Origin of the sequence: Ramlibacter sp., from assembly GCF_035627355.1 — a bacterium.
Taxonomy (GTDB): Bacteria; Pseudomonadota; Gammaproteobacteria; order Burkholderiales; family Burkholderiaceae_C; genus Ramlibacter.
Map to the genome: position 1 here is coordinate 118,023 of NZ_DASPLW010000066.1, position 22,179 is coordinate 140,201.

At 68.2% G+C, this 22,179-nt stretch carries 19 protein-coding genes; 10 read left to right on the forward strand and 9 right to left on the reverse strand.

Going from position 1 to position 22,179, the window contains the following annotated elements; all coding sequences use genetic code 11:
• Entirely contained in the window at positions 1-2,859 is a 2,859-nt protein-coding gene (locus VEC03_RS16010; RefSeq protein ID WP_324917241.1) for a Z1 domain-containing protein, read from the forward strand.
• Between the two features lie 521 nt (positions 2,860-3,380).
• Here VEC03_RS16010 and VEC03_RS16015 read toward each other — a convergent pair.
• From VEC03_RS16015 to VEC03_RS16030, 4 genes are all read right to left on the reverse strand, one after another.
• The gene (locus tag VEC03_RS16015) at positions 3,381-4,760 is read right to left on the reverse strand and encodes a hypothetical protein (RefSeq protein ID WP_324917244.1); all 1,380 of its coding nucleotides are present in this window, start codon (positions 4,758-4,760) and stop codon (positions 3,381-3,383) included.
• A gap of 32 nt (positions 4,761-4,792) precedes the next feature.
• Positions 4,793-6,211: an aspartate aminotransferase family protein gene (locus VEC03_RS16020; protein ID WP_324917247.1), complete on the reverse strand. Its 1,419-nt coding sequence runs from the start codon at positions 6,209-6,211 to the stop codon at positions 4,793-4,795.
• A gap of 12 nt (positions 6,212-6,223) precedes the next feature.
• Positions 6,224-7,558: a glutamine synthetase family protein gene (locus VEC03_RS16025; protein WP_324917250.1), complete on the reverse strand. Its 1,335-nt coding sequence runs from the start codon at positions 7,556-7,558 to the stop codon at positions 6,224-6,226.
• A 417-nt stretch (positions 7,559-7,975) separates the two neighbouring features.
• The gene (locus VEC03_RS16030) at positions 7,976-8,905 is read right to left on the reverse strand and encodes a LysR substrate-binding domain-containing protein (RefSeq protein WP_324917253.1); all 930 of its coding nucleotides are present in this window, start codon (positions 8,903-8,905) and stop codon (positions 7,976-7,978) included.
• A 281-nt stretch (positions 8,906-9,186) separates the two neighbouring features.
• On the opposite strand from VEC03_RS16030, the gene VEC03_RS16035 reads away from it, so the two are divergent.
• From VEC03_RS16035 to VEC03_RS16065, 7 genes are all read left to right on the forward strand, one after another.
• Positions 9,187-10,659, forward strand: coding sequence for a 4-hydroxyphenylacetate 3-hydroxylase family protein (locus tag VEC03_RS16035; RefSeq protein ID WP_324917256.1), 1,473 nt, complete (start codon positions 9,187-9,189; stop codon positions 10,657-10,659).
• A gap of 32 nt (positions 10,660-10,691) precedes the next feature.
• Positions 10,692-11,705, forward strand: a complete 1,014-nt coding sequence (dctP, locus tag VEC03_RS16040) for a TRAP transporter substrate-binding protein DctP (RefSeq protein WP_324917259.1) — start codon at positions 10,692-10,694, stop codon at positions 11,703-11,705.
• The gene (locus tag VEC03_RS16045; protein WP_324917262.1) at positions 11,702-12,175 is read left to right on the forward strand and encodes a TRAP transporter small permease; all 474 of its coding nucleotides are present in this window, start codon (positions 11,702-11,704) and stop codon (positions 12,173-12,175) included. Before dctP ends, VEC03_RS16045 begins: the two co-directional genes overlap by 4 nt.
• On the forward strand, positions 12,172-13,461 hold the full coding sequence (locus tag VEC03_RS16050) for a TRAP transporter large permease subunit (RefSeq protein WP_324917266.1): 1,290 nt from the start codon (positions 12,172-12,174) through the stop codon (positions 13,459-13,461). The genes VEC03_RS16045 and VEC03_RS16050 overlap by 4 nt, the downstream gene beginning before the upstream one ends.
• Positions 13,462-13,752: 291 nt before the next feature.
• On the forward strand, positions 13,753-14,370 hold the full coding sequence (locus tag VEC03_RS16055) for a DUF2231 domain-containing protein (protein WP_324917269.1): 618 nt from the start codon (positions 13,753-13,755) through the stop codon (positions 14,368-14,370).
• Between the two features lie 160 nt (positions 14,371-14,530).
• Positions 14,531-14,824, forward strand: coding sequence for a hypothetical protein (locus tag VEC03_RS16060; RefSeq protein ID WP_324917272.1), 294 nt, complete (start codon positions 14,531-14,533; stop codon positions 14,822-14,824).
• 105 nt (positions 14,825-14,929) lie between these two features.
• Positions 14,930-15,526, forward strand: coding sequence for a thioredoxin fold domain-containing protein (locus VEC03_RS16065; protein WP_324917274.1), 597 nt, complete (start codon positions 14,930-14,932; stop codon positions 15,524-15,526).
• Positions 15,527-15,551: 25 nt separating this feature from the next.
• Here VEC03_RS16065 and minE read toward each other — a convergent pair whose 3' ends face one another.
• The 4 genes from minE to VEC03_RS16085 form a co-directional block, all read right to left on the reverse strand.
• Positions 15,552-15,815 (reverse strand): cell division topological specificity factor MinE, encoded by a 264-nt coding sequence (gene minE, locus VEC03_RS16070; RefSeq protein ID WP_324917278.1) that lies wholly within the window; start codon positions 15,813-15,815, stop codon positions 15,552-15,554.
• A 4-nt stretch (positions 15,816-15,819) separates the two neighbouring features.
• The gene (minD, locus tag VEC03_RS16075; protein ID WP_324917281.1) at positions 15,820-16,635 is read right to left on the reverse strand and encodes a septum site-determining protein MinD; all 816 of its coding nucleotides are present in this window, start codon (positions 16,633-16,635) and stop codon (positions 15,820-15,822) included.
• Entirely contained in the window at positions 16,604-17,446 is an 843-nt protein-coding gene (gene minC, locus VEC03_RS16080) for a septum site-determining protein MinC (protein ID WP_324917287.1), read from the reverse strand. Before minC ends, minD begins: the two co-directional genes overlap by 32 nt.
• Positions 17,447-17,533: 87 nt before the next feature.
• A complete protein-coding gene (locus VEC03_RS16085) occupies positions 17,534-18,580 on the reverse strand; it encodes a GlxA family transcriptional regulator (protein ID WP_324917290.1) in 1,047 nt (348 codons plus the stop codon).
• 160 nt (positions 18,581-18,740) lie between these two features.
• Here VEC03_RS16085 and VEC03_RS16090 point away from each other — a divergent pair, with 160 nt between their 5' ends.
• Both VEC03_RS16090 and VEC03_RS16095 read left to right on the forward strand, forming a co-directional pair.
• Positions 18,741-20,117: a tetratricopeptide repeat protein gene (locus VEC03_RS16090; RefSeq protein WP_324917294.1), complete on the forward strand. Its 1,377-nt coding sequence runs from the start codon at positions 18,741-18,743 to the stop codon at positions 20,115-20,117.
• 85 nt (positions 20,118-20,202) lie between these two features.
• Entirely contained in the window at positions 20,203-20,502 is a 300-nt protein-coding gene (locus VEC03_RS16095; RefSeq protein WP_324917297.1) for a hypothetical protein, read from the forward strand.
• A 73-nt stretch (positions 20,503-20,575) separates the two neighbouring features.
• Here the strand turns inward: VEC03_RS16095 and VEC03_RS16100 are convergent, their stop codons facing one another.
• A complete protein-coding gene (locus tag VEC03_RS16100; RefSeq protein ID WP_324917300.1) occupies positions 20,576-22,174 on the reverse strand; it encodes an MFS transporter in 1,599 nt (532 codons plus the stop codon).
• Positions 22,175-22,179: the final 5 nt, after the last annotated feature.

The window sequence follows — 22,179 nt, forward strand, 5'->3', positions numbered from 1 at the left end:
GTGGATTTCGAAGCTCTTCTCGATACGGCACTGAATCTGATGCGGAGGGGGCCGAGCGATCTGGTGCGCGCGCTCGAGTTCGCTGCTGATGCCAATCAGGAAAACTGGCCAGACGTTGCCGGAACGCTGCGGGAGCACTTGGCTTCCAACGATCCGAATGATGCAGTCGTCACCCGACTCGCGTTCTCCATACGCCAATGGGACCATGAGGAGGCTCCATCTTGGGCAGGAAGCACCCCCGCGCACAGCTCTGAAAGGCGGGATGAAATCTGCCGCAAATTGGGGCTGCACGCAGGCGACTGCTCGCTGCTTAAGTCTGCCGTCCCTCCGTTCACTCGCGAGGAGCGGGCGACAGTCATAGCGACATCTCACGAGCCTTGGTATGAGCAGGGTCGCGCGACCAGAAAAACCTTCTATTGGGACGCGTACGTCGGGCAGCTCCGGGCTCCAGGATCCGGATGGAGTTCAGACGCTGTAGGGGTCCTCTCGAATAGTACGGAAGACATAGTGTCGCGACTCTCAGACCCGTCGCGATCAGACATGTACCCAGTTAAAGGCCTTGTTGTCGGGTATGTGCAGAGTGGTAAGACTGCACACTTCACCGGCGTGATCGCGAAGGCCATTGACTCAGGGTACAAGCTGATCATTGTGCTCGCGGGCACGTTGAACATTCTCCGTCGGCAGACGCAGCGGAGGCTAGACAAGGAGCTCGTTGGGAAGGAACAGCTCCCAGCGGCGGAGTACGCCAATGACAGTGACTGGTCCAAATTTCTGTCCCATGGCGGGCGCCCGAGCGAGCTAGGCAGCTTTGATATTGAGAGGCTGACTGGCCTCGAGGATGACTACAAGCCACTGAGATCGCGCCAAGCTGCCTTGAGATTCACCCGCGTCGATCCTGGGCTCCCATTCAATCACCCTCGTAATCTCTCGAGGGCGCCAGCACGTCTGGTAGTGATAAAGAAGCTACCGAAGATCATCGAAGACCTTAACCAAGATCTTATTGAACTTAAGAAGCAGGGCGCCAAGCTGGATGAGATCCCGACGCTTGTGATTGACGACGAGTCCGACCAAGCGTCCGTCAATACGGTGAATCCAACCAAGGCTGAACGGGACCAGCGAACTGCGACGAATGGTGCAATTGTTGATCTGTTGAAGCAATTACCACGGGCCCAGTACGTCGGCTACACGGCCACGCCGTTCGCGAACGTATTCATTGATCCTGACGACGCGGAGCAACTGTTCCCCAAGGACTTCATAGTCAGCCTGCCGCGGCCACAGGGCTACATGGGTGTGCGGGACTTCTTCGACTTCGATTCTGAAGAGGGCCAACCAGGTGAAAATGAGAGACGGCACGTTCGCTTTGTCCGAGGGGACGATGGCTTCGCCGACAACCTTCCCAGAGCCATCGATCTGTTCGTTCTCACCGGGGCGATCAAGCTGTTCAGGCATAAAGCCGACCCAGCGTTGCGCTTTAAGCATCACACGATGCTTGTCCACCATGCAGCCCAGACTGAGGTTCACGAACAGCAAAGGGATGCAGTAGCCGCATTGGTCACGGCTGCAGCATTCACGTCGGGAGTCGGCTTGGCACGACTTGAAGCGCTATATGAAAGCGACATTGCGCCCCAGCTAGATCCGTTGCTCCCCAATCCGCGCGGATTCACAGACCTCCGACCGTATATCAGCCTGTGCATCGCCAAGCTGCAGCAGCAGCACAAGGTCGTGCGGATCGTGAATGGAGACGAGCGGAATATTGATGACACGCCAGACTTTGATGGCGGTCCGGTTTGGGCCATCCTGATCGGAGGAACAAAGCTGTCCCGCGGCTACACCGTTGAAGGTCTGACAATCTCCTACTATCGCCGGCGCGCCGGTGCCGGTGACACACTCATGCAGATGGGCCGCTGGTTTGGCTTCCGCGCTGGCTACAAAGATCTTGTTCGCTGGTTTGTTGGCGTCGAGGAGCCAATCGGTAAGAGCGGCAAGACCGCCAACCTGTACCTGCAGTTTCGGGCGCTGTGCAGAGATGAAGAGGCGCTCCGGTCCGAACTCACGCGATATGCAGATGACCGCAGCATATTGCCGCGCCAAGTGCCGCCGCTGGTCCATTCGCATCTGCCGTCACTGAAGCCCACTGCCAAGAACAAGATGTACAACGCAGTGCTCAAGTTCAAGAATCTCGGCGGGCGTTGGGTCGAAAAGGCTAAGGTCGCTGTATCGGCGACTGAGCGCTCAACCAATCTCGCGCGGGCCGCCAAGCTACTTGCCTCGCTTAAGCTCGAGCAAACCACCCTTGCCGCTAGATCGAAGGGAAGCTTAAGCAGTTTCGGGGCGTATGTTGCTGCAGCGGCGGGGTCTGATGTCCTGCACTTCCTCTCGGATTTCAAGTGGGCTGACGGTGCTCGGTCTTTCCAGCATGAAATGGAGTACCTGTCTGGCAATCACGGGGACACCGGGATCACTCGATGGCTTGTAGTCGTTCCGCAGGTCAGGGGCAAAGACCTGACGTGGGCGGAGGCTGGTTTGGCCAATGTGACCGTCGCAGCCCGGGGCTATGACGATGAAACTGGATTCAGCGTTTTCTCTGAGCCCCGTCATCGTGAGCTAGCCAAGCTCCTCGGCGGAGTGCCGAACGATCTGACTGATCCCAGCGAGTCCTTGATTCGTTTGGCTGAGCCGGGCACTGCAGTCCTCTTTCTGTTTCTGGTGCATGACAAGAGGCTCGTCCCGTCTGCTCTGCGCTGGTCTGAGATCACACTTGGAGTGGGCCTGCAGCTGCCGCCCTCTAGGATTCCGCAGCAAGTTGTGTGGACAGTCATGAACGAAAGTCAGAAGGACGCCGTCGTCGTGGACTCATAGGGTCAAGCTCGCCGTCTTTCTGCCTCACGGACGATGCCCAAGTGCAGGCGACAAGCGCTACCCTTGGTAGACCGCCCCCGCCAAGGCAGCCTTGATGGGCTGACACTGGTGCAGGCGGCCGGCTTGCCTGCCGAGGTTTGCTAGCCGTTTGCTGGCCATTTGTGGTAAGTTTGTGGCTCGTTCGTTGCACGTGTCGCCTTCACACGGCAGTGCTCTCGCCTTGATTGCTGCGCGTAGGCCACGCGGCACCCGGAGATTGTTTCCGGCGTACTTCATCTCCCGTGTTGGTGCTTCGCCCGCACCGCATCTTCCCCACGCCATCTTTCAGTTGATAGTTGGCACTTTCAGCCTTTTCAAGCTCGTTAGCTGCTGCGTACTGTATGGGGGCTTAGATTGGGGCGGGCTGCGCGACTGACCTGCAAAGTAGCCTAAGAGAAGGTAGCTTTCAGCTCTTGATGCGGCTGCTGACCACTCTGCCGAATCCTCTTGAACGGAAGAAGCACCCCGCGCCGGCCGTTGGATCACCGGAACCCGAACAAGGGCGGAAACAGCAACACCACCACCCCCGCCCACCCCGCAATCACAGCTAGGTAGTCCATCTGCCAGCCACAAAGCCGCGAGAAGGGCAGCCCGCCCCGCAGGAAGCCGGCGTACAGGACGGCGGATCCGGCCAGGTTGGCCAGCAGCACGAGGTTCATGCCGAGCGCGGCGAGGCGGTTGGGCGTGGATCCGAACGCCGCGATGCGCTCGCCGATCGCCCAGAGCGCGATGCAGTCCACCGCCAGCGTGGCCGCGAGCAGGACGATCTGGATCCCGTCGGACAGCCCCGGCTGCGCCAGTGGATCGCGTGCCGAGATCGCGTACAGCAGCAGCCCGAAGATCACCACCAGCAGCAGGTCCAGCGCGGCCAGGATGTCGCGTTCGACGTCCATGCCGCGGCCGGTGCCCACCATGGTGGCGACGAATCCCAGCAGCACCAGCGCGAACAGGGGACTGAAGATGCGGGCCAGCAGGGGCGCCATGTCCTGGACCACGCCCTGCTTCGCTTCCACCAGCCATGCGGCAACGACGGTCGCACCCGCGATGCCGCAGGGCACGATCCACTCCTGCACCAGCGGTTCCGCGTCGATGCCGATGGCACGGAAGAGGGCGACGGTGAGCCCGATCAGCACGCCGCCGCCGAGGGCCATGAGCACGAGGTGGATGAAGAACTCGCCGGTGAAGCGGATGAAATCCATGCGGCCCGCGTTGCCACGCCACAGACCGCCGACATGGGCCATGCCGACGAGCAGCCAGAGCGCGATGGGCAGGTGGAGCATCGCCAGCGCGTGGGTGTCGGCGGGGTCGTTCGCGTGCGCCGACCGGAAGGGAAAGGCATTGACGGTGACCGCTGCCAGGACGAACGCCGCCGCAAGCCCCAACCGGCGCGCGGGTGCGACCGCACGCGCCCACGCGAAGTAAGCGGCCACGAAGGGCAGGGTGAAGAATCCGATGTTCAGCGGGTAGAACAGGCTGCGATCGGGGTCGAACACGACACCGAACAGCGCCGGCACCTTGATGGCCAGCGCCGCCGCCACGGCCAGGGCCAGCGCCGTCCACATCGATTGCCGGGAGCGACCGTCGGGGCGTGCGTGGCGGCCTCGCTCGGAGCCGCTTGCCGAGGAGACGAACTGCTGCCAGAGGCCCGCGGCGTGCTCGCGCGCGAACTCGCGCGTCCCTTCATCGACGCCGCCCAGGCGCTTGAGCGCGACGAGGAAGGCTTCGTCCCGCGCCAGCCCCTTGCGCACCAGCACGCGCATCTGCGCGCGCAGGACATCTTCGAGTGCCGCGAGGTCCGAGGGACGGGTCGCGTGGCGTTCGGTGAGGTAGGCGCGCCAGGCCTCGATCTGCTGGTCCGGCATGCCTGGCCTCCGCAAGACTTCGAAGCCAGGAATTATTCCGGGAAGGCCTCCGCCTCGGTGAGATCCAGCGCTTGCTGGATCAACCCGACCATCTCGTCCACCTGCTCGCGCGTCAGGATCAGCGGCGGCGCAACGATCATCCGGTCGCCGACAGCCCGCATCACCAGGCCGTTCTCGAAACAGTGCTTGCGGCAGGCCATGCCGAGCGCGATCCCCGGAGCGATCGCTTTCCGGGACGCGTCGCGGCACAGCTGGATGGCGGCCATCAGCCCGCAACTCTGGACCTCCGCCACCATCGGGTGATCGGCCAGCTTCGCGAGTTGCTCCGCCACGTAAGGCCCGGTGTCTTCGCGCACCCGCCGGATCAGATCCTGCTGCTCGATGAGGTCCAGGTTCGCCAGGGCCACCGCGCACGCGACCGGGTGGCCCGAGTACGTGTAGCCGTGCTCGAACTCGCCCCCGCGCTCGATCAGGGCGTTCGCCACCCGCTCCGCGACCATCACGCCGCCCAGGGGGACATAGCCGCTGGTCACGCCCTTCGCGAAGGTCATCAGGTCCGGCCGGGTGCCGAAGGTTTCGCAGCCCCACCACCGGCCGGTGCGCCCGAAGCCGCAGACGACCTCGTCGCTCACCAGCAGGATGCCGTGGCGGTCGCAGATGCGCTGGATCTCGGGCCAGTAGGTCGGGGGCGGCACCACCACGCCGCCGGCGCCCTGCACCGGTTCGCCGATGAAGGCGGCGATCCGGCCGGGCCCGATCTCGGCGATCTTGTCCTCCAGCCAACGGGCGGCGACCAGACCGAACTCATCGCGGCTGAGTCCCTTCGCCGCGCCGTCGCGGTGGGCCCAGAAATGCGGCTGGTCGATGTGGACGATGTCCGGGATCGGCAGGCCTCCTTGCGCGTGCATGGCGGCCATGCCGCCCAGGGACGCCGCCGCCATCGTGGAGCCGTGGTACGCATTGCGCCGCGAGATGATCACCTTGCGGTCGGGCTGGCCCAGCAGGTCCCAGTAGCGGCGCACCAGCCGGACCACGGTGTCATTGGCTTCCGAGCCGGAGCAGCTGAAGAACACGTGGCGGAACGGCGCCGGCGCCAGTGCGGCCAGGCGCTCGGCCAGCGCGGTGGCCGGTGGCGTCGTGGTCTGGAAGAAGGCGTTGTAGTAGGGCAGGGTCCGCATCTGGTGCGTGGCCGCCTGCACGAGAGCCTCCTGGCCATAGCCGACGTTCACGCACCACAGGCCGGCCATGGCATCGAAGATCCGCCGGCCATCGGTGTCCCACACGTACACGCCGTCCCCGCGCGTGATCACGCGCACCCCCTTGGCGGCGAGCGCGCGGTGGTCCGTGAACGGATGCAGGAAATGCGACGCGTCCGCGGCTTGCCACTCCGCGGTGCTGCGTCGCACGAAGGTCGGCAGGTCGGTCGGGAAGGCAGGCGCATTGGCGGTCATGGTGCCTCCCGGTCAGACATGGAGCAGCAGGTGCTCGCGTTCCCACGGCGAGATCACGCGCATGAATTCCTCGTGCTCGAGATCCTTGATCTCCGTGTACACGGTCACGAACTCCTTGCCGAGCACTTCGGCCAGGTCGCCCTCGGCGCGCAGCAGGGACACGGCCTCGCTGAGGCTGCGCGGAAGCTCGAACGCACTCTGGTAGGCGCTGCCCTTGCATTCCTCGGTGGGTTCGATGCGCTGCTCGATGCCCAGCAGGCCGCAGGCCAGCGTGGCCGCCAGGGCCACATAGGGATTCGCATCCGCGCCGATCACCCGGTTCTCGATGCGGCGGGCCTGCGGCGTCGATACCGGGGAACGGATCCCGACCGTCCGGTTGTCTATGCCCCAGTGGATGTTGATCGGGGCGGCGGTGAACCGGGCGAGGCGCCGATAGCTGTTGACGTAGGGCGCGAACAGCGCCATGGCGGCCGGGATGTATTTCTGCAGGCCGCCGATGTACCAGTAGAACTCCTGGCTCGGCGTCCCGTCCTCGTTGCTGAACAGGTTGCGACCCGAGTCCCGGCTCACCAGGCTCTGGTGCACGTGCATCGCGCTGCCCGGCTCGCCCGCGATCGGCTTGGCCATGAAGGTCGCGTACATGTCGTGCCGCAGGGCCGCTTCGCGGACCGTGCGCTTGAACAGGAAGACCTCGTCGGCCAGCGCGAGCGGCGCCGAATGGAAGAAGTTGATCTCCATCTGGCCGGCGCCCACCTCGTGGATCAGCGTGTCCACGTTCAGTTCCATCTTCTCGCAGTAGTCGTAGACGTCCTCGAACAGCGGATCGAACTCGTTGACGGCATCGATGGAGTAGGCCTGGCGCGAGGTCTCGGACCGGCCGCTGCGGCCTATGGGTGTCTTCAGCGGCAGGTCGGGGTCCGTGTTGCGGGCCACGAGGTAGAACTCAAGCTCCGGCGCGATCACGGGCACCCAGCCCTTGCGATCGAACAGCGCGCAGACACGGCGCAGGACGGCCCTGGGCGCGAACGGCACGAGCCGGCCGTGGCGGTCGTAGCAATCGTGGATCACCTGCGCCGTCGGGTCGGCTGCCCAGGGCACGATCCGCACGGTCGCGGGATCGGCGACCAGGTGCATGTCGGCGTCGTTGCGGCTGACCACGTCGAAGTAGGGCCCTTCGGACGGGTATTCGCCGGTGACGCTCATCGCCACCACGACCTCGGGCAGCCGCATGCCGCGGTCCTCGGTGAACTTCTCGCGCGGAAGGATCTTGCCGCGGGCCACGCCGGTGAGGTCCGGCACGAGGCACTCGATTTCCGTCACGCGGTGCTCGTTGAGCCAGTTGTCCATCTCGGCAAACTGGAATGGCCGACGGTCCTGCGCGATGGCGGTGGTGGAAGGGGCCCGCGGTCGCGCCGGGGTGGCGCCAGCGGAAGCGCTGGAACCGGTGCGGTCACCCTGCCGATCCGCGTCCGGACCGGCTCGCGCCCGGGCGGAAGGACGGGAATCGTCCACGCTGCCGAGCTTGGTGGTTTCGTCGATGACCGGGCCCACGCAAGCATCGTATGCGCCGGCCTAGCGCTGGAGTGGGCAACCGAGGGAAAACGATGCGCTAGTACGGGTCGATCGACCTCCTGTCGGGCTGGCGTGGCGTTGAGCTTGCCAGCGCGGCGGCGAAGCTCTGGCGTTGGTGCTGGCCTCGAAGGCCCGTAACGTTCAGGTAGGCCAGGCTACCGTCGAGATGATCTTGCTGATGCCCCACCATCCTCACGCCACGCTCACCTCGCTGCCCGCCCGTGGCCTGTCCGGCGACGCATCCGCCGAAAGCAGATCCAGCAGGTCACGCGCGAACGGCGGCAGGGCAGCGAAGCTGCGGATGCAGATCTGCATCGAGCGCGTCGCCCAGGCATCGCTCAGCGGGACGATGGTGATGGCCAGGTCGCGCGCGTGGCGACGGGCGGCCGACTCGGGCAGGACCGCGATGCCGACGCCGGCGTCAACCATTCGGCAAGCGGACTCGATGCTGTCCACCTGGATGCGCACCTTCAGCGCCCGGTGCATGCGCTCGCCGGCCTGGCGCAGGAATGAATTGATCGCACTGGCGTCGTGCATCGCGACATGGCCCCAGGCCAGCGTTTCGCCGAAGCTGACGGGACCTGCGTGCTCCAGCTCATGGCCGCGGGGAACCAGCACCACCAGGCGATCGCGACGATAGGGATGGGTCTCCAGGGCGTCGGTGCAGACCTCGCCCGCCACGATGCCGATGTCCGCCTGTCCCTCGGACAGGGCACGGACGATGTCGTGGGACAGGCGTTCCTGCAGGTCGATGTCGACATCGGGATGCTCGCGCAGGTAGCGGCGCACGACCGGCGGCAGGTGCCCGGCCAGCGCGGTGGTGTTGGCGAACAGGCGAAGGTGTCCCTTGGCGCCGGCGGTGTACTCGCGCAAGTCGGCACGCATGTGTTCCAGCCGCGCGAAGACCACGCGCGCATGCTCCACCAGGGACTGGCCTGCCGCGGTCAGCGTCACGCCCTGGCTGGTGCGGAACAGCAGGTCCGCGCCCAGGCTTTCCTCCAGGCCCTTGATGCGGGTGCTGGCCGCGGACAGCGAGATGTGCGAGGCCTCCGCGGCACGCGTCAGGCTGCAGGTGTCCGCGATGCGGACCATGAGCCGCAGGTCGACCAGGTTGAAGTGCATGGCAAAGGCCCTCGCGTTCCGGATGCGGCGCACGGCCGGCATGCCACGCACGCCCGGAGCCGCGGCAGTGTCGGCAGAAGTCCCGCCAGCGTCCATTGAGATTTGGAGGCGGCAGCCATGACGCAGCAGTTATGTCCGTGCGCCGCGATGCAGTCTGCTGCATCAGGGTTGTTCCGGACTTCCGTCCAGCCGAAGGCCGGCTTTGGGAATGACCAATTCACGTGGGCGGGTTGCGTTCCGAGAATGCGCGCAACCCAACACTCGTGCCCCCCGCCTTACCCATGTCGAAAACCGGAACACAGCACCTGAAGAGCCTCGCCGATGGGCGCCACATCTTCCTGGATGGCGAGCGGATCCAGGACCCCGCCAACCACCCGGCCTTCCGCAATGCCACGCGCACGGTGGCGCACCTGTATGACCTGCAGTCGGACAACCCGGAGCTCATGACCTTCAAGTCGCCGACCAGCGGTCGGCAGGTGGGCCGGCACTGGCAGCTGCCGACGTCGGCCCAGGACCTGGCCTTGCGCCGCCAGGCGATGACGCTCTGGAGCCGCGCGACCTGCGGCTTCTTCGGTCGCTCTCCCGACCACATCCCGACGTCGGTGTGCGGGATGCTGATGGACATCGAGCGGTTCCGCAAGGCGGATCCCGCGCGCGCGTCCGCCCTCCAGGGCTGGTTCGAGCATGCGCGCGACCAGGACCTGTACGTCACCTACACCATCGTCAATCCCCAGTCGAACCAGACGCGGGGGCCGGCGGACCAGGGCTTCGAGAACCACCCGGGCCTGCGCATCGTCGACGAGGACGGGCAGGGCCTCACCGTGCGCGGCGCCAAGATGCTCGGCACCGGCGCCGTGATGGCCAACGAGGTGTTCGTCGCCAACATCCAGCCGCTGCGCCCGGAGGAGGAGGCCTTCGCGGTGTCCTTCGCCCTGCCGCTCGGCGCGCCGGGGGTGCGGATCCTGTCGCGCAAGTCGTACGAGCAGCACGCCGTCTCCGAGTTCGACAACCCGCTGGCGTACTGCTACGACGAGAACGACGCCGTCGTGTACTTCGACGACGTGAAGGTGCCCTGGGACCGGGTCTTCGTCCACCGCGACATCGCGCTGGCGGCGTCGCAGTTCCGCGATACCTATGCGGCGCCCATGCAGAACCACCACTCGCAGATCCGCCTGTCGGTGAAGCTCCAGTTCCTGGCCGGATTGGCGCGGCGCATCGCCGAGATCAACGGCATCATCGACATCCCGCAGGTGCGCGACCAGCTCGGGCGCCTGTCGGCCTCGGTCACCATGGTCGAGAGTTTCGTCCATGCGATGGAAGCCACCGGCGAGCAGGTCGGGGACTACTACGCGCCCAACCGCTCCGTCATGCACGCGGCCACCTGCATCACGCAGGAGCTGTATCCGCAGTTCGTCACCACGGTGCGCGAGCTCGCGGGGGGCGGAATGATCATGCTGCCCTCCTCGCGCGAGGATTTCGCCAACGGCGAAATGCGCGAGCTGATCGGCCGTACGCAGCGATCCGGCGTGACCGATGCCTACGGCCGCGTCAAGACGCTGAAGCTGGCCTGGGATGCAGTCGGCTCGGAGTTCGCCTCCCGCCACGTGCAGTACGAGATGTTCTACGCCGGCGCGACCGTGTTCCAGCGCGCCGCCGCGTACCGCAACTTCGACTGGGGCAACGCGGCCAGCCTGGTCGACAGCGTGCTGGGCCGCTACGACCTGCCGGCGGAGATGCGCCCCGCCGCCGCATGAACTGATCTTCAAGAACGACCAGGAGACTCCCCATGATCCGACGCCGCCACCTTCTCGCCACCGCCGCCGGCGCTGCCCTGCCGGCGTTCGCGCCCGCCGCCGACCGGCCGCTGCTGTTCAACAGCTTCCTGCCCTCGTCGCACCCGCTGTTCGGCCGGGTGCTCAAGCCGTGGGCCGACGAGGTCGCCAAGGCCACGTCGGGGCGCGTGAGCTTCGACACGCCGGCCGGCAGCGTCGCGCCCCCGCCGCAGCAGATGGACGCTGCCGCCAAGGGCATCATCGACGTGGGCTACCAGTTTCTGGGGAACCTGAGCGACCGCATCAAGCTCCCGCAGATGACCAACCTGCCCCTGCTGCACACGGGCGCGCGGGCCAGCTCGGTGGCGCTGTGGCGCACCCACGCCCGCTACTTCGCGTCGGCGGCCGAGTTCCGGGACGTGCACCTGCTCGGCCTGTGGGTGATGTATCCCGCCACGGTGTTCGCGATGAAGCGGCCGATCGCCGGGACCGAAGACCTGAAGGGGCTGAAGGTCTGGAGCACCCCGGGATTCCCCTCGCGCGTGCTCGAGGGCATAGGCGCGTCCGTGGTGGCGACGCCGGCAGTGCGCAGCTACGAGATCATCTCGGCCGGCACCGTCGATGCCTTCGCCAGCTACGCCGTCTCCGATGCGGCCGCCTTCAACACGCTGCAATACGCCAAGCAGGTGCTGGACCTTCCCGGCCACCTGCAGGCGCCGTCGTTCGCGTTGTTCATCAGCAAGCGCGCCTGGTCGCGCATCTCGCCGCAGGACCAGCAGGCGGTCACGGCCCTGAGCGGGGAAGCGCTGGCCGCCCGCCTCTCGGCCTTCGACGAGATCGAAGCGAAGGCGCGGCAGGCGGCGCTGGCGCAGGGCATCCGGATCGAGCCTGCCGGCGCTTCGGTGGTCGACGCGGTGCGCCGCGCGGCCGCGCCGCTGGAGCAGGCCTGGCTGGCGGACGCCGCGCGCCTGGGCGTCGATGGGAAGGCGGCGCTGGCGTTCTACCGGCAAGAGGCGAGCAAGGCATGAGGTCGCCCGACCGGTTCGACACGGTCCTCGGCATCCTGTGCGCGCTGCCCTGCGCCGCCATCGTGGCCCTGACCTTCGTGGACGTGCTGGCGCGCTACCTGCTTTCCGCGCCCGTGCGCGGCAGCCTCGAAGTGATCGAGTTCTGCATGGCCCTCGTGATCTTCACGGCGCTGCCGCTGGTCACGCGCCATGGCGGCCATGTGACGGTCGAGCTGTTCGACCGCGCGGGCTCGGGTGTCGCGCGGCGCATCCGGCGCGCCCTGTGCGATGCGCTGAGCCTGCTGGCGCTGGGCCTCCTGAGCTGGCGGCTGTGGGTGTATGCGGCCGGCAGCGCACAGAGCGGCAGCAAGACGATGGTGCTCGGCCTGCATGAAGCGCCGCTGGTGCAGGCCATGGCGCTGTTCAGCGCGGTCAGTGCGCTGGCCGTGGCAGCTAGCCTGGTGGGCCAGTTCCGCAGGAGCGCGTCGTGACCGCAGCCCTGGTCGGCTTCGCGGCCGTGTTCGCGCTCGCCTTCCTCGGCGTGCCGCTCGGCTTCGCCACGCTGCTGGTCGGCGTCGGCGGGTTTGCGCTGCTGCGCGGACTCGAGCCCTCGTTCGAGCTGCTGGCGCAGACCGTGGTGGACGCCTCGGTGAACTACGGCATGTCGGTGCTGCCGATGTTCGTGCTCATGGGCGTGTTCGTGCAGAAGGCGGACATCGTCGACGACCTCTACAAGGCGGCCAATGCCTGGGTCGGGCACCTGCGCGGCGGCCTGGCGCATGCGACGGTGCTGTCGTGCGCGATGTTCGCGGCGATCTCCGGCAGCTCGATCGCCACCGCGGCCACCATGAGCCGGGTCAGCATCGCGCCGATGCGAAGGTTGGGCTACAGCGACCAGTTGTCCAGCGGGACGGTCGCTTCGGCCGGGGTGCTGGGTGTCCTCATCCCGCCGTCCGTCCCGCTGGTGGTGTTCGGGTTGCTGACGGAAACCGACATCCGCAAGCTGTTCATCGCCGCCGTGTTGCCGGGGCTGCTGCTGGCGGCTCTCTTCGCGCTGTCCGTGTGGCTGGCGGTGCGGCTGAACCCCAGCCATGGTCCGTCGGGCGATCGCAGCACGCTGGCCCAGCGCCTGGCCTCCCTGCGCGGCGTCTGGCCCGTGCTGCTGCTGTTCGTGCTGGTGATGGGCGGCCTCTATGGCGGCGTGTTCACGGCGACGGAGTCGGCCGGCATGGGCGCCGCCGGCGCGCTGCTGATCGGTGTCGCCCGGCGCCGCATCACGCTGGCCGTGCTGGTGGACAGCCTCGTGGACGCCGGCAAGACGACCGCCATGCTGTTCGCCATCGTCTTCGGCGCGCTGGTCTTCGCCAACTTCATCACCTTGTCCGGCCTGACCCACCAGCTGGTCTCCTGGATCCAGGATTCGGGCTTCAGCGCCGGCGGCGTGATCTTCGCGATGGCCGCGATCTACCTGGTGCTCGGCTGCGTCATGGAGGGCATGGGCCTGCTGCTGCTCACGGCGCCCCTGTTCACCACCATCGCGCTGCAGGCCGGGATCGACCCGGTCTGGTTCGGCGTGTTCGTGGTGATGCTCATCGAGATCGGCATGCTGACCCCGCCGGTCGGCATGAACCTGTTCACGGTGAAGGCGATGTGCCCCGAGATCGCGCTGTCGACGATCGTGCGCGGGTCGGCGCCGTTCACGGTCGCCAACCTGGTCGCCGTGGGCACCATCTGTGCCTGGCCGGCCCTGGTGCTGGCGCCACTGGGGTGGTTCTGATCCTGCACACGTCGTAAACACAGGAGGGCGGACGCGAGGCCGGCTGCTGGCATGACCCCGGCGCCGGCTCAGGCGTTCCCGTCACCTTTTCCGTTCTTCTGCGTCCAACCGGGAATGGATCTGCAGGACCGTCGGCCGAGGCATCTCGGCTGGCGCCGCTTCCGCGCGTCTCTACACCGCAGATGCCTACGTCCGATGCAGGACAAGGCCGGTAAGGAATCCAAGCGATCTCCTACAACCCCGCATGGCCCCACGTTCCACAGTCGAAGGAACTTCAAAAGGGGCAAAACCATGCGCACACCTGCACAGATAGCCGGCCACCCGATCCACCCGATGCTGGTGACGATTCCGATCGGCTTGTGGATCTTCTCGCTCGTCTGCGACTTCGTGGCGATGCAGTCCGCGGCGCCCGAGACCTGGGCGGCCGCCTCCTACTACGCGATGGTCGGGGGCATCCTGGGGGCGCTTGCGGCGGCGGTGCCGGGGCTGATCGACCTCATCTCGCTGCGCAACAACCCGGTGCAGTCGACGGCGCTCAAACACATGGCGCTGAACCTGGTGATCGTCGCGCTGTACGTGGTCAACGCCTGGATGCGCAGCGGCGACGCCGCGCCCGGCGGCACGCCGCTGCTGCTGTCGGTGGTCGCCATCGCGATGCTGCTGGTGTCCGGCTGGCTGGGCGGCAAGATGGTCTACGAGGCCGGCGTCGCGGTGCATGCGGACGAAGGCATGGCCACGTCCGGTTCGGACCAGCGGTGGCAAGAGCGCGCCGGATCACCGGCGTCGCGCGGCAGCTGGACGACGGGCATGACGGGCCGCGAGCACGCGGCGGCCAGCGATGCCACGCGTCCCTCCCGGGAGGCGGGGCGCAGCGACCGGCCCTTCGCCGGCGGTTCCAGCGACGAATAGGGCGGCCGGCGCCGGCGCCCGCTGCGGTTGAGCCCATTTTGGTGCGCCGCGGGGGCGCTGTCGGCTGCTTGCCACGGGGGGAATCCCGGGTGCCGGACGAACCTCATCCGACACGGTAGACTCCCCGCCAATGGACCCGAGCAGTACCCGATCCATACTCGTGCGCCTCGGCATCGCCCTGTGCCTGCTGGGCATCGTCGGTGGCGGCCTCACGGTGGCCGCCACGGCTTCCAGTGGCCGGCCGGTCGACGACCTGGCGCTGATCCTCTCCGGCGTGGCCGTGGTCGCGGGGCTGGCGCTGGTGGCCGTCGCCATGCTGCGCGGCATCGCCGAGCGCGGCAACCGCTCCGAGCTGTACCACGGCCCCGAATCCAGCACGCTGTCCTTCGCGCCGCCCTCGATCGGCTCGTTCCCGACGCGGCAGCGGCCGCCGAAACTGCGCCGCCCCCGCTAGCAGCGCGGTTTCGTGACCAAGCGCAGCTGCGGTGCACGCCGCGGCGCTGCCGATGCCCTGCCGCGGGCACAATCCGGCCATCGAAGCACGATGGAACCCGATCGCATGAACAAGCGTGTGACACGCCGGCGTGCCGTGCTCGCCACCAGCGCCGCCCTGGCCCTGGTCCTGGCGGGCTGTGGCCGCGAGCAGGCGGAAAAGGGCGGCAAGGCCGCTGCTGGGAGCGTTGCCCCCTCGGTGGAGGCGATCGAGCAGCGGGCCAAGGGCTTCAGCGTGGGCCCCTCCATGGCGGCGCGCGTGATCTACGTCTTCTTCGACCCGCAGTGCCCGCACTGCGCCGCCCTGTGGGAGGCGATCCGGCCGCTGAAGTCGCAGGCCCGCTTCGTCTGGATCCCGGTGGCGTTGCTGAACAACAAGAGTGCGCCGCAAGGGGCGGCGATCCTGAACGCCCCCGACCCCGTGGCCGCAATGGACCAGCACGAGACCTCGCTGCGCTCGCAGCAGGGCGGCATCGCGGCGATGGGCGTGACAGACGAGCAGAAGGCGGTGGTCGAGGGCAATACCAAGTTGATGGACAGCTTCGGTTTCGGCAGCGTCCCGACGGCCGTCGGCAAGCACGCCACGACGGGTGAGACCGTCGTCATGGAAGGGTCGGCGCCCACCGCGATGGTGGCGCAGAAGTTCGGGCTCAGCGGGGGCTGAGCGGCCCAATCCGCTGGGGCGCCCCCTAGCGCGCCTCCGGCAATTCGATCTTCACCTCCAGCACCTCCAGGTTGTCCTGGCGCTCGAGCTGCACCTTGATGTCGTGCGGGTCGATCTTGATGTACTTGCCGATGACCGCCACCAAGTCGCGCTGCAGCGCGGGCAGGTAGTCGGGCTCGGCGGCGTTGCGGCCGGAGCGCTCGTGGGCCAGGATGATCTGCAGGCGCTCCTTGGCGACCGAGGCGGTCTTCTTCTTTTCCCCGAGCAGGAAGGACAGGAACGACGCCATGGCTTCAGCGTCCTCCGAACAGGCGCTTGAGCAGGCCCTGCTTCTGCGGGTCGACGAAGCGCATCGGGCGGTCCTTGCCCATGAAGCGATCCACCACGTCCTTGTAGGCCTCGCTCACGTCGCTGCCCTTCAGGTGCACCGCCGGCATGCCCTGGTTGCTGGCCTGCAGCACCGTCTCGCTCTCGGGGATCACGCCGATCAGCTGGATGCGCAGGATGTCCTGGATGTCCTCCAGCGACAGCATCTGCCCCTGGTCCACCCGGTTCGGGTTGTAGCGGGTGATGAGCAGGTGTTCCTTCACCGGCTCCTTGCCCTCGATCGAGCGCTTGGTCTTGGAGGCCAGCATGCCCAGGATGCGGTCGGAGTCGCGCACCGAGGACACCTCCGGGTTCGTCACCACCAGTGCGTCATCGGCGAAGTGCATGGCCATCAGCGCCCCGGTCTCGATGCCGGCCGGCGAGTCGCACACGATGTACTCGAAGCCCATGTCGGCCAGCTCGTCGAGCACGCGCTCGACGCCGTCCTTGGTCAGCGCTTCCTTGTCGCGGGTCTGCGAGGCGGCCAGCACCGACAGGTTGTCGCAGTGCTTGTCCTTGATCAGGGCCTGGTTGAGCGTGGCCTCGCCCTGGACGACGTTGACGAAGTCATAGACCACGCGCCGCTCGCAACCCATGATGAGGTCGAGGTTGCGCAGGCCGACGTCGAAGTCGATGACGGCGGTCTTGTGGCCGGCCAGGGCCAGGCCGGACGCGAAGCTCGCGCTGGTGGTGGTCTTGCCGACCCCGCCCTTACCGGATGTGACGACGATGATTCTTGCCATGGGTTTCCTGTGAGGAGGGAGGAGCGAATGCGAGTGACTGCATCACCAGCCGGCCTTCCGCGCCGCCGTCCAGCCGCACCTGGGTCGGCTGGCCGAGCACCTCGGCGGGCAGGGGCACTTCGCTGGTGCGGTAGACGCCGGCGATGGAGAGCAGTTCGGGCTCCAGGCACAGCGTGAGGATGCGCGCATCGGTGTTGCCGCGCGCGCCGGCGATCGCCTTGCCGCGCAGCGGCGCATAGACGTGGATGCTGCCGTCCGCGATGACTTCGGCGCCCGGGTTCACCATCGACATCACCACCAGGTCGCGGCCGCGCGCATAGACCTGCTGGCCGGAGCGCAGCGGCTTGTCGACGACGAGCGCGCCCGTGGGCATGGGCTCCGCTGGCGATTCGACCGGCGCTGCTGCGGTGCGCGCCGGCGCGGGTTTGGCTTCGGCGACCGGCGCCTGTTCCGCAGGCTGCGACGGCGCTGGCTTCGGCGCGATCGCCTCCGCCGCCTGCGCCAGGCCCGCCGCGCGCGCCGCTTCCTGCTGCGCCGGCGTGCCACCGCGCACGGCGACCGGCAGCACGCGGTAGCTGCGCAGCAGCGGCAGCAGCGCGGCGAAGTCCACCTCGGCATCGCCGGGCAGCGGCGCCAGGTCGATCACCAGCGGGTCGTGGTCGAAGAAGTCGGGGATGTCGCCGAAGCGCGCCTGCAACTCACCGGCCAGGCTGGAAAGGTTCGCGGACTTGAGCAGCAGGGCAACCAGGGGAAGGTTGGCGCTCTTGATCTCGAAGGTGGCAGGGGTGCGGCCTGCGAGGGCAACGGACATCGATGGGGTACTGCAACTGCGCGCGCATCTTAGCGTGGCTCAGCGGGCAAAACCTAAACATTCTGTAGCAGCGGGCGCGGCGCGCCGCTACTCGCCCGCGACCTGCTGCAGCTGGTTGCGCAGGCTGCCGAAGCGCCGGCGGTAGCTTGCGGGCGTGAGCGCCACCTTGCGCCGGAACAGGCGGTTGAAGAAGCTCGCGTCCTGGTAGCCCACTTCCACCGCAATCGCTTCGACCGGCAGCTCGGTCGATTCCAGCAGCTGCTTGGCTTCCTCCAGCCGCAGCGTGTGCACGTACTCCAGCGGGCTCATGCCGGTGGCCTGCGTGAAGCGGCGCTTGAAGGTGCGCACGGGCAGCCCGGACAGGGTGACGAGCTGGCTGACGGGCGACTCCACGCGGTAGTTGGAAGCGGCCCACACCTGGCATTGCGCGACCACGGGATCGTCGGCGCGACGGCCGCGCGTGAGCGACGAGTAGGCGATCGCGCTGACGTCGCCGGCACCACCGAGCAGGTTCACGCGCGCGACCTGCATCGCTTCCTCCGGCGAGGCGAAGCGGGCGATGATGGCCAGCGCCAGCATGTGCCAGGCGGCGCCGCTGCCGGCCATCATCAGGCGCTGGTCCGGGCCCGCCACCACCAGGGTGCGATCGGCATTCCAGCGCGTGCGCGGATAACTGCGCGCGAGCAGGTCGCAGTAGGCCCAGTGCGAGGTCGCTTCCTCGCCATCGAGCAGGCCGGTCCGGGCCAGCAGCATCGCGCCCGAACAGGACGAACACAGCGTCGCGCCGGCGTTCCACGCACCGAGCAGCCACTGGACCTCGGCGTCGAACATCGCGCCCACGTCCTCGCCCGGCGCCACCATCAGGTCGGTGACGCAGGCGATGTCGGGATGCGGGCAGTCGGCAAAGGCGGCATCGGGCGTGATGCGCACGCCGTTGCCGGCGGCGAAGGGCTGGCCGTCGCGGCTGACCACCAGCGGCCGGAAGGGCGACTCGGCATCGGGCCCGCCGTGCAGCAGCTGCCAGTCGCGGCGCGTGCCCGACAGCAGGTCGAAAAATCCGTACAGCGTCGCTGCCGAGGCACTGGGCGTGCCCAGCAGCGCAACGGTGATCGGCTGGCGAGGCGCGGTTGGCATGTTCGTCCGCTTTCTTGCACGAATGACTGTAGCGAGGCGTCCTCGCGCGCACCAGACTGCATGCCCTGGCCCACCGGCGCGCATCCGCGCAGAGGCCGCCCGTTCCGTTCAACGCCCAGGCAGTGCCGTGCTGCCGGGCAGCGATGCCAAGGAGAGCACCATGGACTACGTCATCGACAAGACCGTCACGTCCTCATCCGGACTGGGCCGCAGCGATGCCCGCGGCCTGCCCTGCAGCACCGGCTCGGCCGCGGCCGTCGACGCGATCGAGCCGGCACTGGACGCCATGCTGTCGTACTTCGGCGATCCACTGGCCGCGCTCGACCAGGTGTCGGCGGCCGATCCGGGCTGGGCCCATCCGCAGGTGCTCAAGGCCGTGCTGCTGCTGACGATGGGCGAGCACGAGCCGACGCAGCAGGCGCGCGCCATCCTGGACGCGCTGCAGCCCGGCGGCAACGAGCGCGAGCGTGCCCACGCGGCGGCGGCCGGGCTCGCCGCGGCCGGTGACTGGGACCGCGCCTGCGCGGCGTGGGAAGCCATCCTGGTGCGCTGGCCGCGCGACGTGGCGGCGCTGCTGTTCGCCCACCTGTTCGACTTCTACCGTGGCGACGCGCTCAACCTCAGGCGGCGGCCACAGCGCGTGCTGCCGGCGTGGCCGGCCGGCCTGCCGCTGCGCGGCTACGTGCTCGGCATGTACGCCTTCGGGCTGGAGGAGAGCGGCCAGTACGACGAGGCCGAGGATGCGGGGCGGGCCGCGCTGGAGATCAACCGCCGCGATCCCTGGGCGGTGCATGCGGTGACGCACGTGTTCGAGATGCAGGGCCGGCACCACGACGGCGCCCGCTGGCTCGAGTCGCGGCAGCCGGACTGGGCGGTCGAGAACGGCTTCGCGTACCACAACTGGTTCCACGCCGCGCTGTTCCGGATGGAAGCGATGGACACCGCCGCAGCGCTGGAGATCTACGACAGCCAGCTCGCGACGGCGACCGAATCCGCGCTGCAGCGCGTCGACGGAACGGCCGTGCTATGGCGCCTCAAGCTGCTGGGCGTGGACGTGGCCGGCCGCTTCGATGCGCTGGGCCGCTGCTGGCCCATGCAGGAGCCGGAGGCCGGCTTCTATGCCTTCAACGACGTGCATGCGCTGATCGCCCGCATCGGCGCCGGCGACGGATCGGCGGTGGCCGGCGTTGGCGAGGCGCTGCTGTCCGCTTTGGAAAGTGGCGCCAGCGGCGGCACGACCAACCGGCGGATGGCGGACGAGGTCGGCCTGCCGCTGGCCCGCGCCTTCCTGGCCTATGCGAAGGGCGAGTGGACCCTTGCGGCTGAAGGCCTGCTCGCGGTGCGCGACCGCGCGCACGGCTTCGGCGGCAGCCATGCGCAGCGCGACATCGTCACGCTGACGCTGCTGGATGCGGCGGCGCGCGCCGGCCAGCGCGCGCTGGCGGCCCACGTCCTCAACGAGCGACGACCGTGCAAGGCGCAGACGCCGCTGACGGCGTACTGGCAGCAGCGGGTGGACACGGCCTCCGGGGATTGACCCGGACGCGAGTGCAGGTGAAGGCGTGGCGGGGGGCGGCTCGTACAATCCGCGACCGCCACCCCATCCTTGCCGAGGCCTGCGCATGCCCTACATCCTCTCTCACCAGGTCCTCGACGACATCCTGGGCAAGCACGGCCTCAAGCCCAACGACCTGGCCGGCATCGACCGCCTGTTCGGTGGCGCCGACGGCTACTACTGGTACCACACCATGCGGCATCTCTGCCCCAAGCAGGAGACCATGGTCTGGAAGGACGAGGAAGCGCTGCGCGCCGCGCTGCAGGGCCACGAGAACGAAACCGCCGCGGAAGACGAGGTCAAGCCGCAGGTGCTGGGCGAGCAGACCCTGGCGGCCATCGCCAGGCTGCTGCAGGTGAAGAGCTAGCCCAGCGTTCGACCCCGACGGCCGCCTCGTCGTCCCCGCGGAGGCGGGGACCCAGTGCTTCCGTCTCACGGCACTAGCCGCGCGCCTTTCCCGAGGATGCCGGACGCCGGTTATCCAGCCACGCGGCCGCCACCGCCGCCGACCCCAGCGCCATGACCGCGCTCACCACCATGATCCAGCGATAGCCCCTGACGAAGGCGTCCTGCACGGCTGCGCGCGCCTGCCGGCCGATGTCCTCTGGCGCACCCTCCGGCACGGCGATCGCGGCGAGCCGATCGCGCTGGCGCCAGACCGCGTCGGCGATCTCCTGCGGCAGCGCCGCCAGCCCGGCGCGCAGCTGCGGCTCGAAGAGGGTCGCCATCAAGGCGCCGAACACCGCGATCGCCAGCACGCCCGCCACCCGGGACACGGCGTTGTTGACCCCGGAGGCGGTGCCGGCCGCGTCGGTGCCCACCGAGTTCATGACGGTGGTGGTCAGCGGCGCGACCGCGATCCCCATGCCCACGCCCAGTACCGCGATGCCGGGCAGGAAGCCGGTCCAGTAGCTGGAGGAGGTGCCCGGCAGTGCCAGCAGGCCGAAGCCAACGGCCGCGATCAAGGGTCCGGCGATCAGCGGCTTGCGCGCGCCGTGGCGGTCCACCAGCCCGCCGGCCCAGCGCGACAGCAGGAACATGATGAGGATGAAGGGCAGCAGCGCGGCGCCGGCGCCCGTGGCCGACAGGCCCTGCACCTGGATCAGGTTCAAGGGCAGGAAGAACAGGCCGCCGCCGAGCCCGGCGTAGAGCAGCAGCGTGATCAGGTTGGCGCCCGCGAAATGGCGGTTGCGCAGCAGCGACAGCGGCAGCATGGGCGCGGGATGCCGGCGCTCGACGAGCAGGAAGCCGGCGAGGGCTGCCATTGCGATGCCGAATGCCAGCAGCACCTCGGGTGCACCCCAGCCGCGCGAGGGCGCCTCGATGAAGAAGAACACCAACGCACCCAGCCCGAGCGTCGCGAGCACGGCGCCGCCGACGTCGAGGCGGACGGCCGCCCCCGGTTGCCGGCTCTCCGTGACCTTGGACCAGGTGATGGCGACCACGAGCGCGGCGAGCGGGAGGTTGACGGCGAAGGCCCAGGCCCACGAGAGCCGGTCGATCAGATAGCCGCCCAGCAGCGGGCCGGCCGCCGATGTGATGCCGCTGAATCCCGCCCAGGTACCGAAGGCGCGCCCGCGTTCGTCCTCCGGGAAGTGCGCGCTGATCAGCGCCAGGCTGCCGGGCACCAGCAGCGCGGCGCCCACGCCCTGCAGTGCACGGGCGGCGATCAGCTGCTGCACGCTGCTTGACAGGGCGCAGGCCAGCGAGGCGGCTGCGAAGACGACCACGCCCAGCAGGAACATGCGCCGGCGGCCCAGGCGATCGCCGAGCGCGCCGCCCACCAGCAGCAGGGCGGCCAGCAGCAGGGCATACGACTCCACCACCCACTGGGCCTGGTAGACCGTGGCGCCGAGCTCGCGCTGGATCGCGGGCAGCGCGACATTGACCACGGTGCCGTCGATGAACGCGAGGCTGGAGCCCAGGATGCAGGCCGCCAGCACCCAGCGCTTGCGCGCCGGGCTGTGCGCGCGCGCCGCCTCCGGCTCGCTCGCCGTGCGCGGCGCGTCGTCGCAGGGAAAGCGGGTGGCCAGTGTCATGTCGA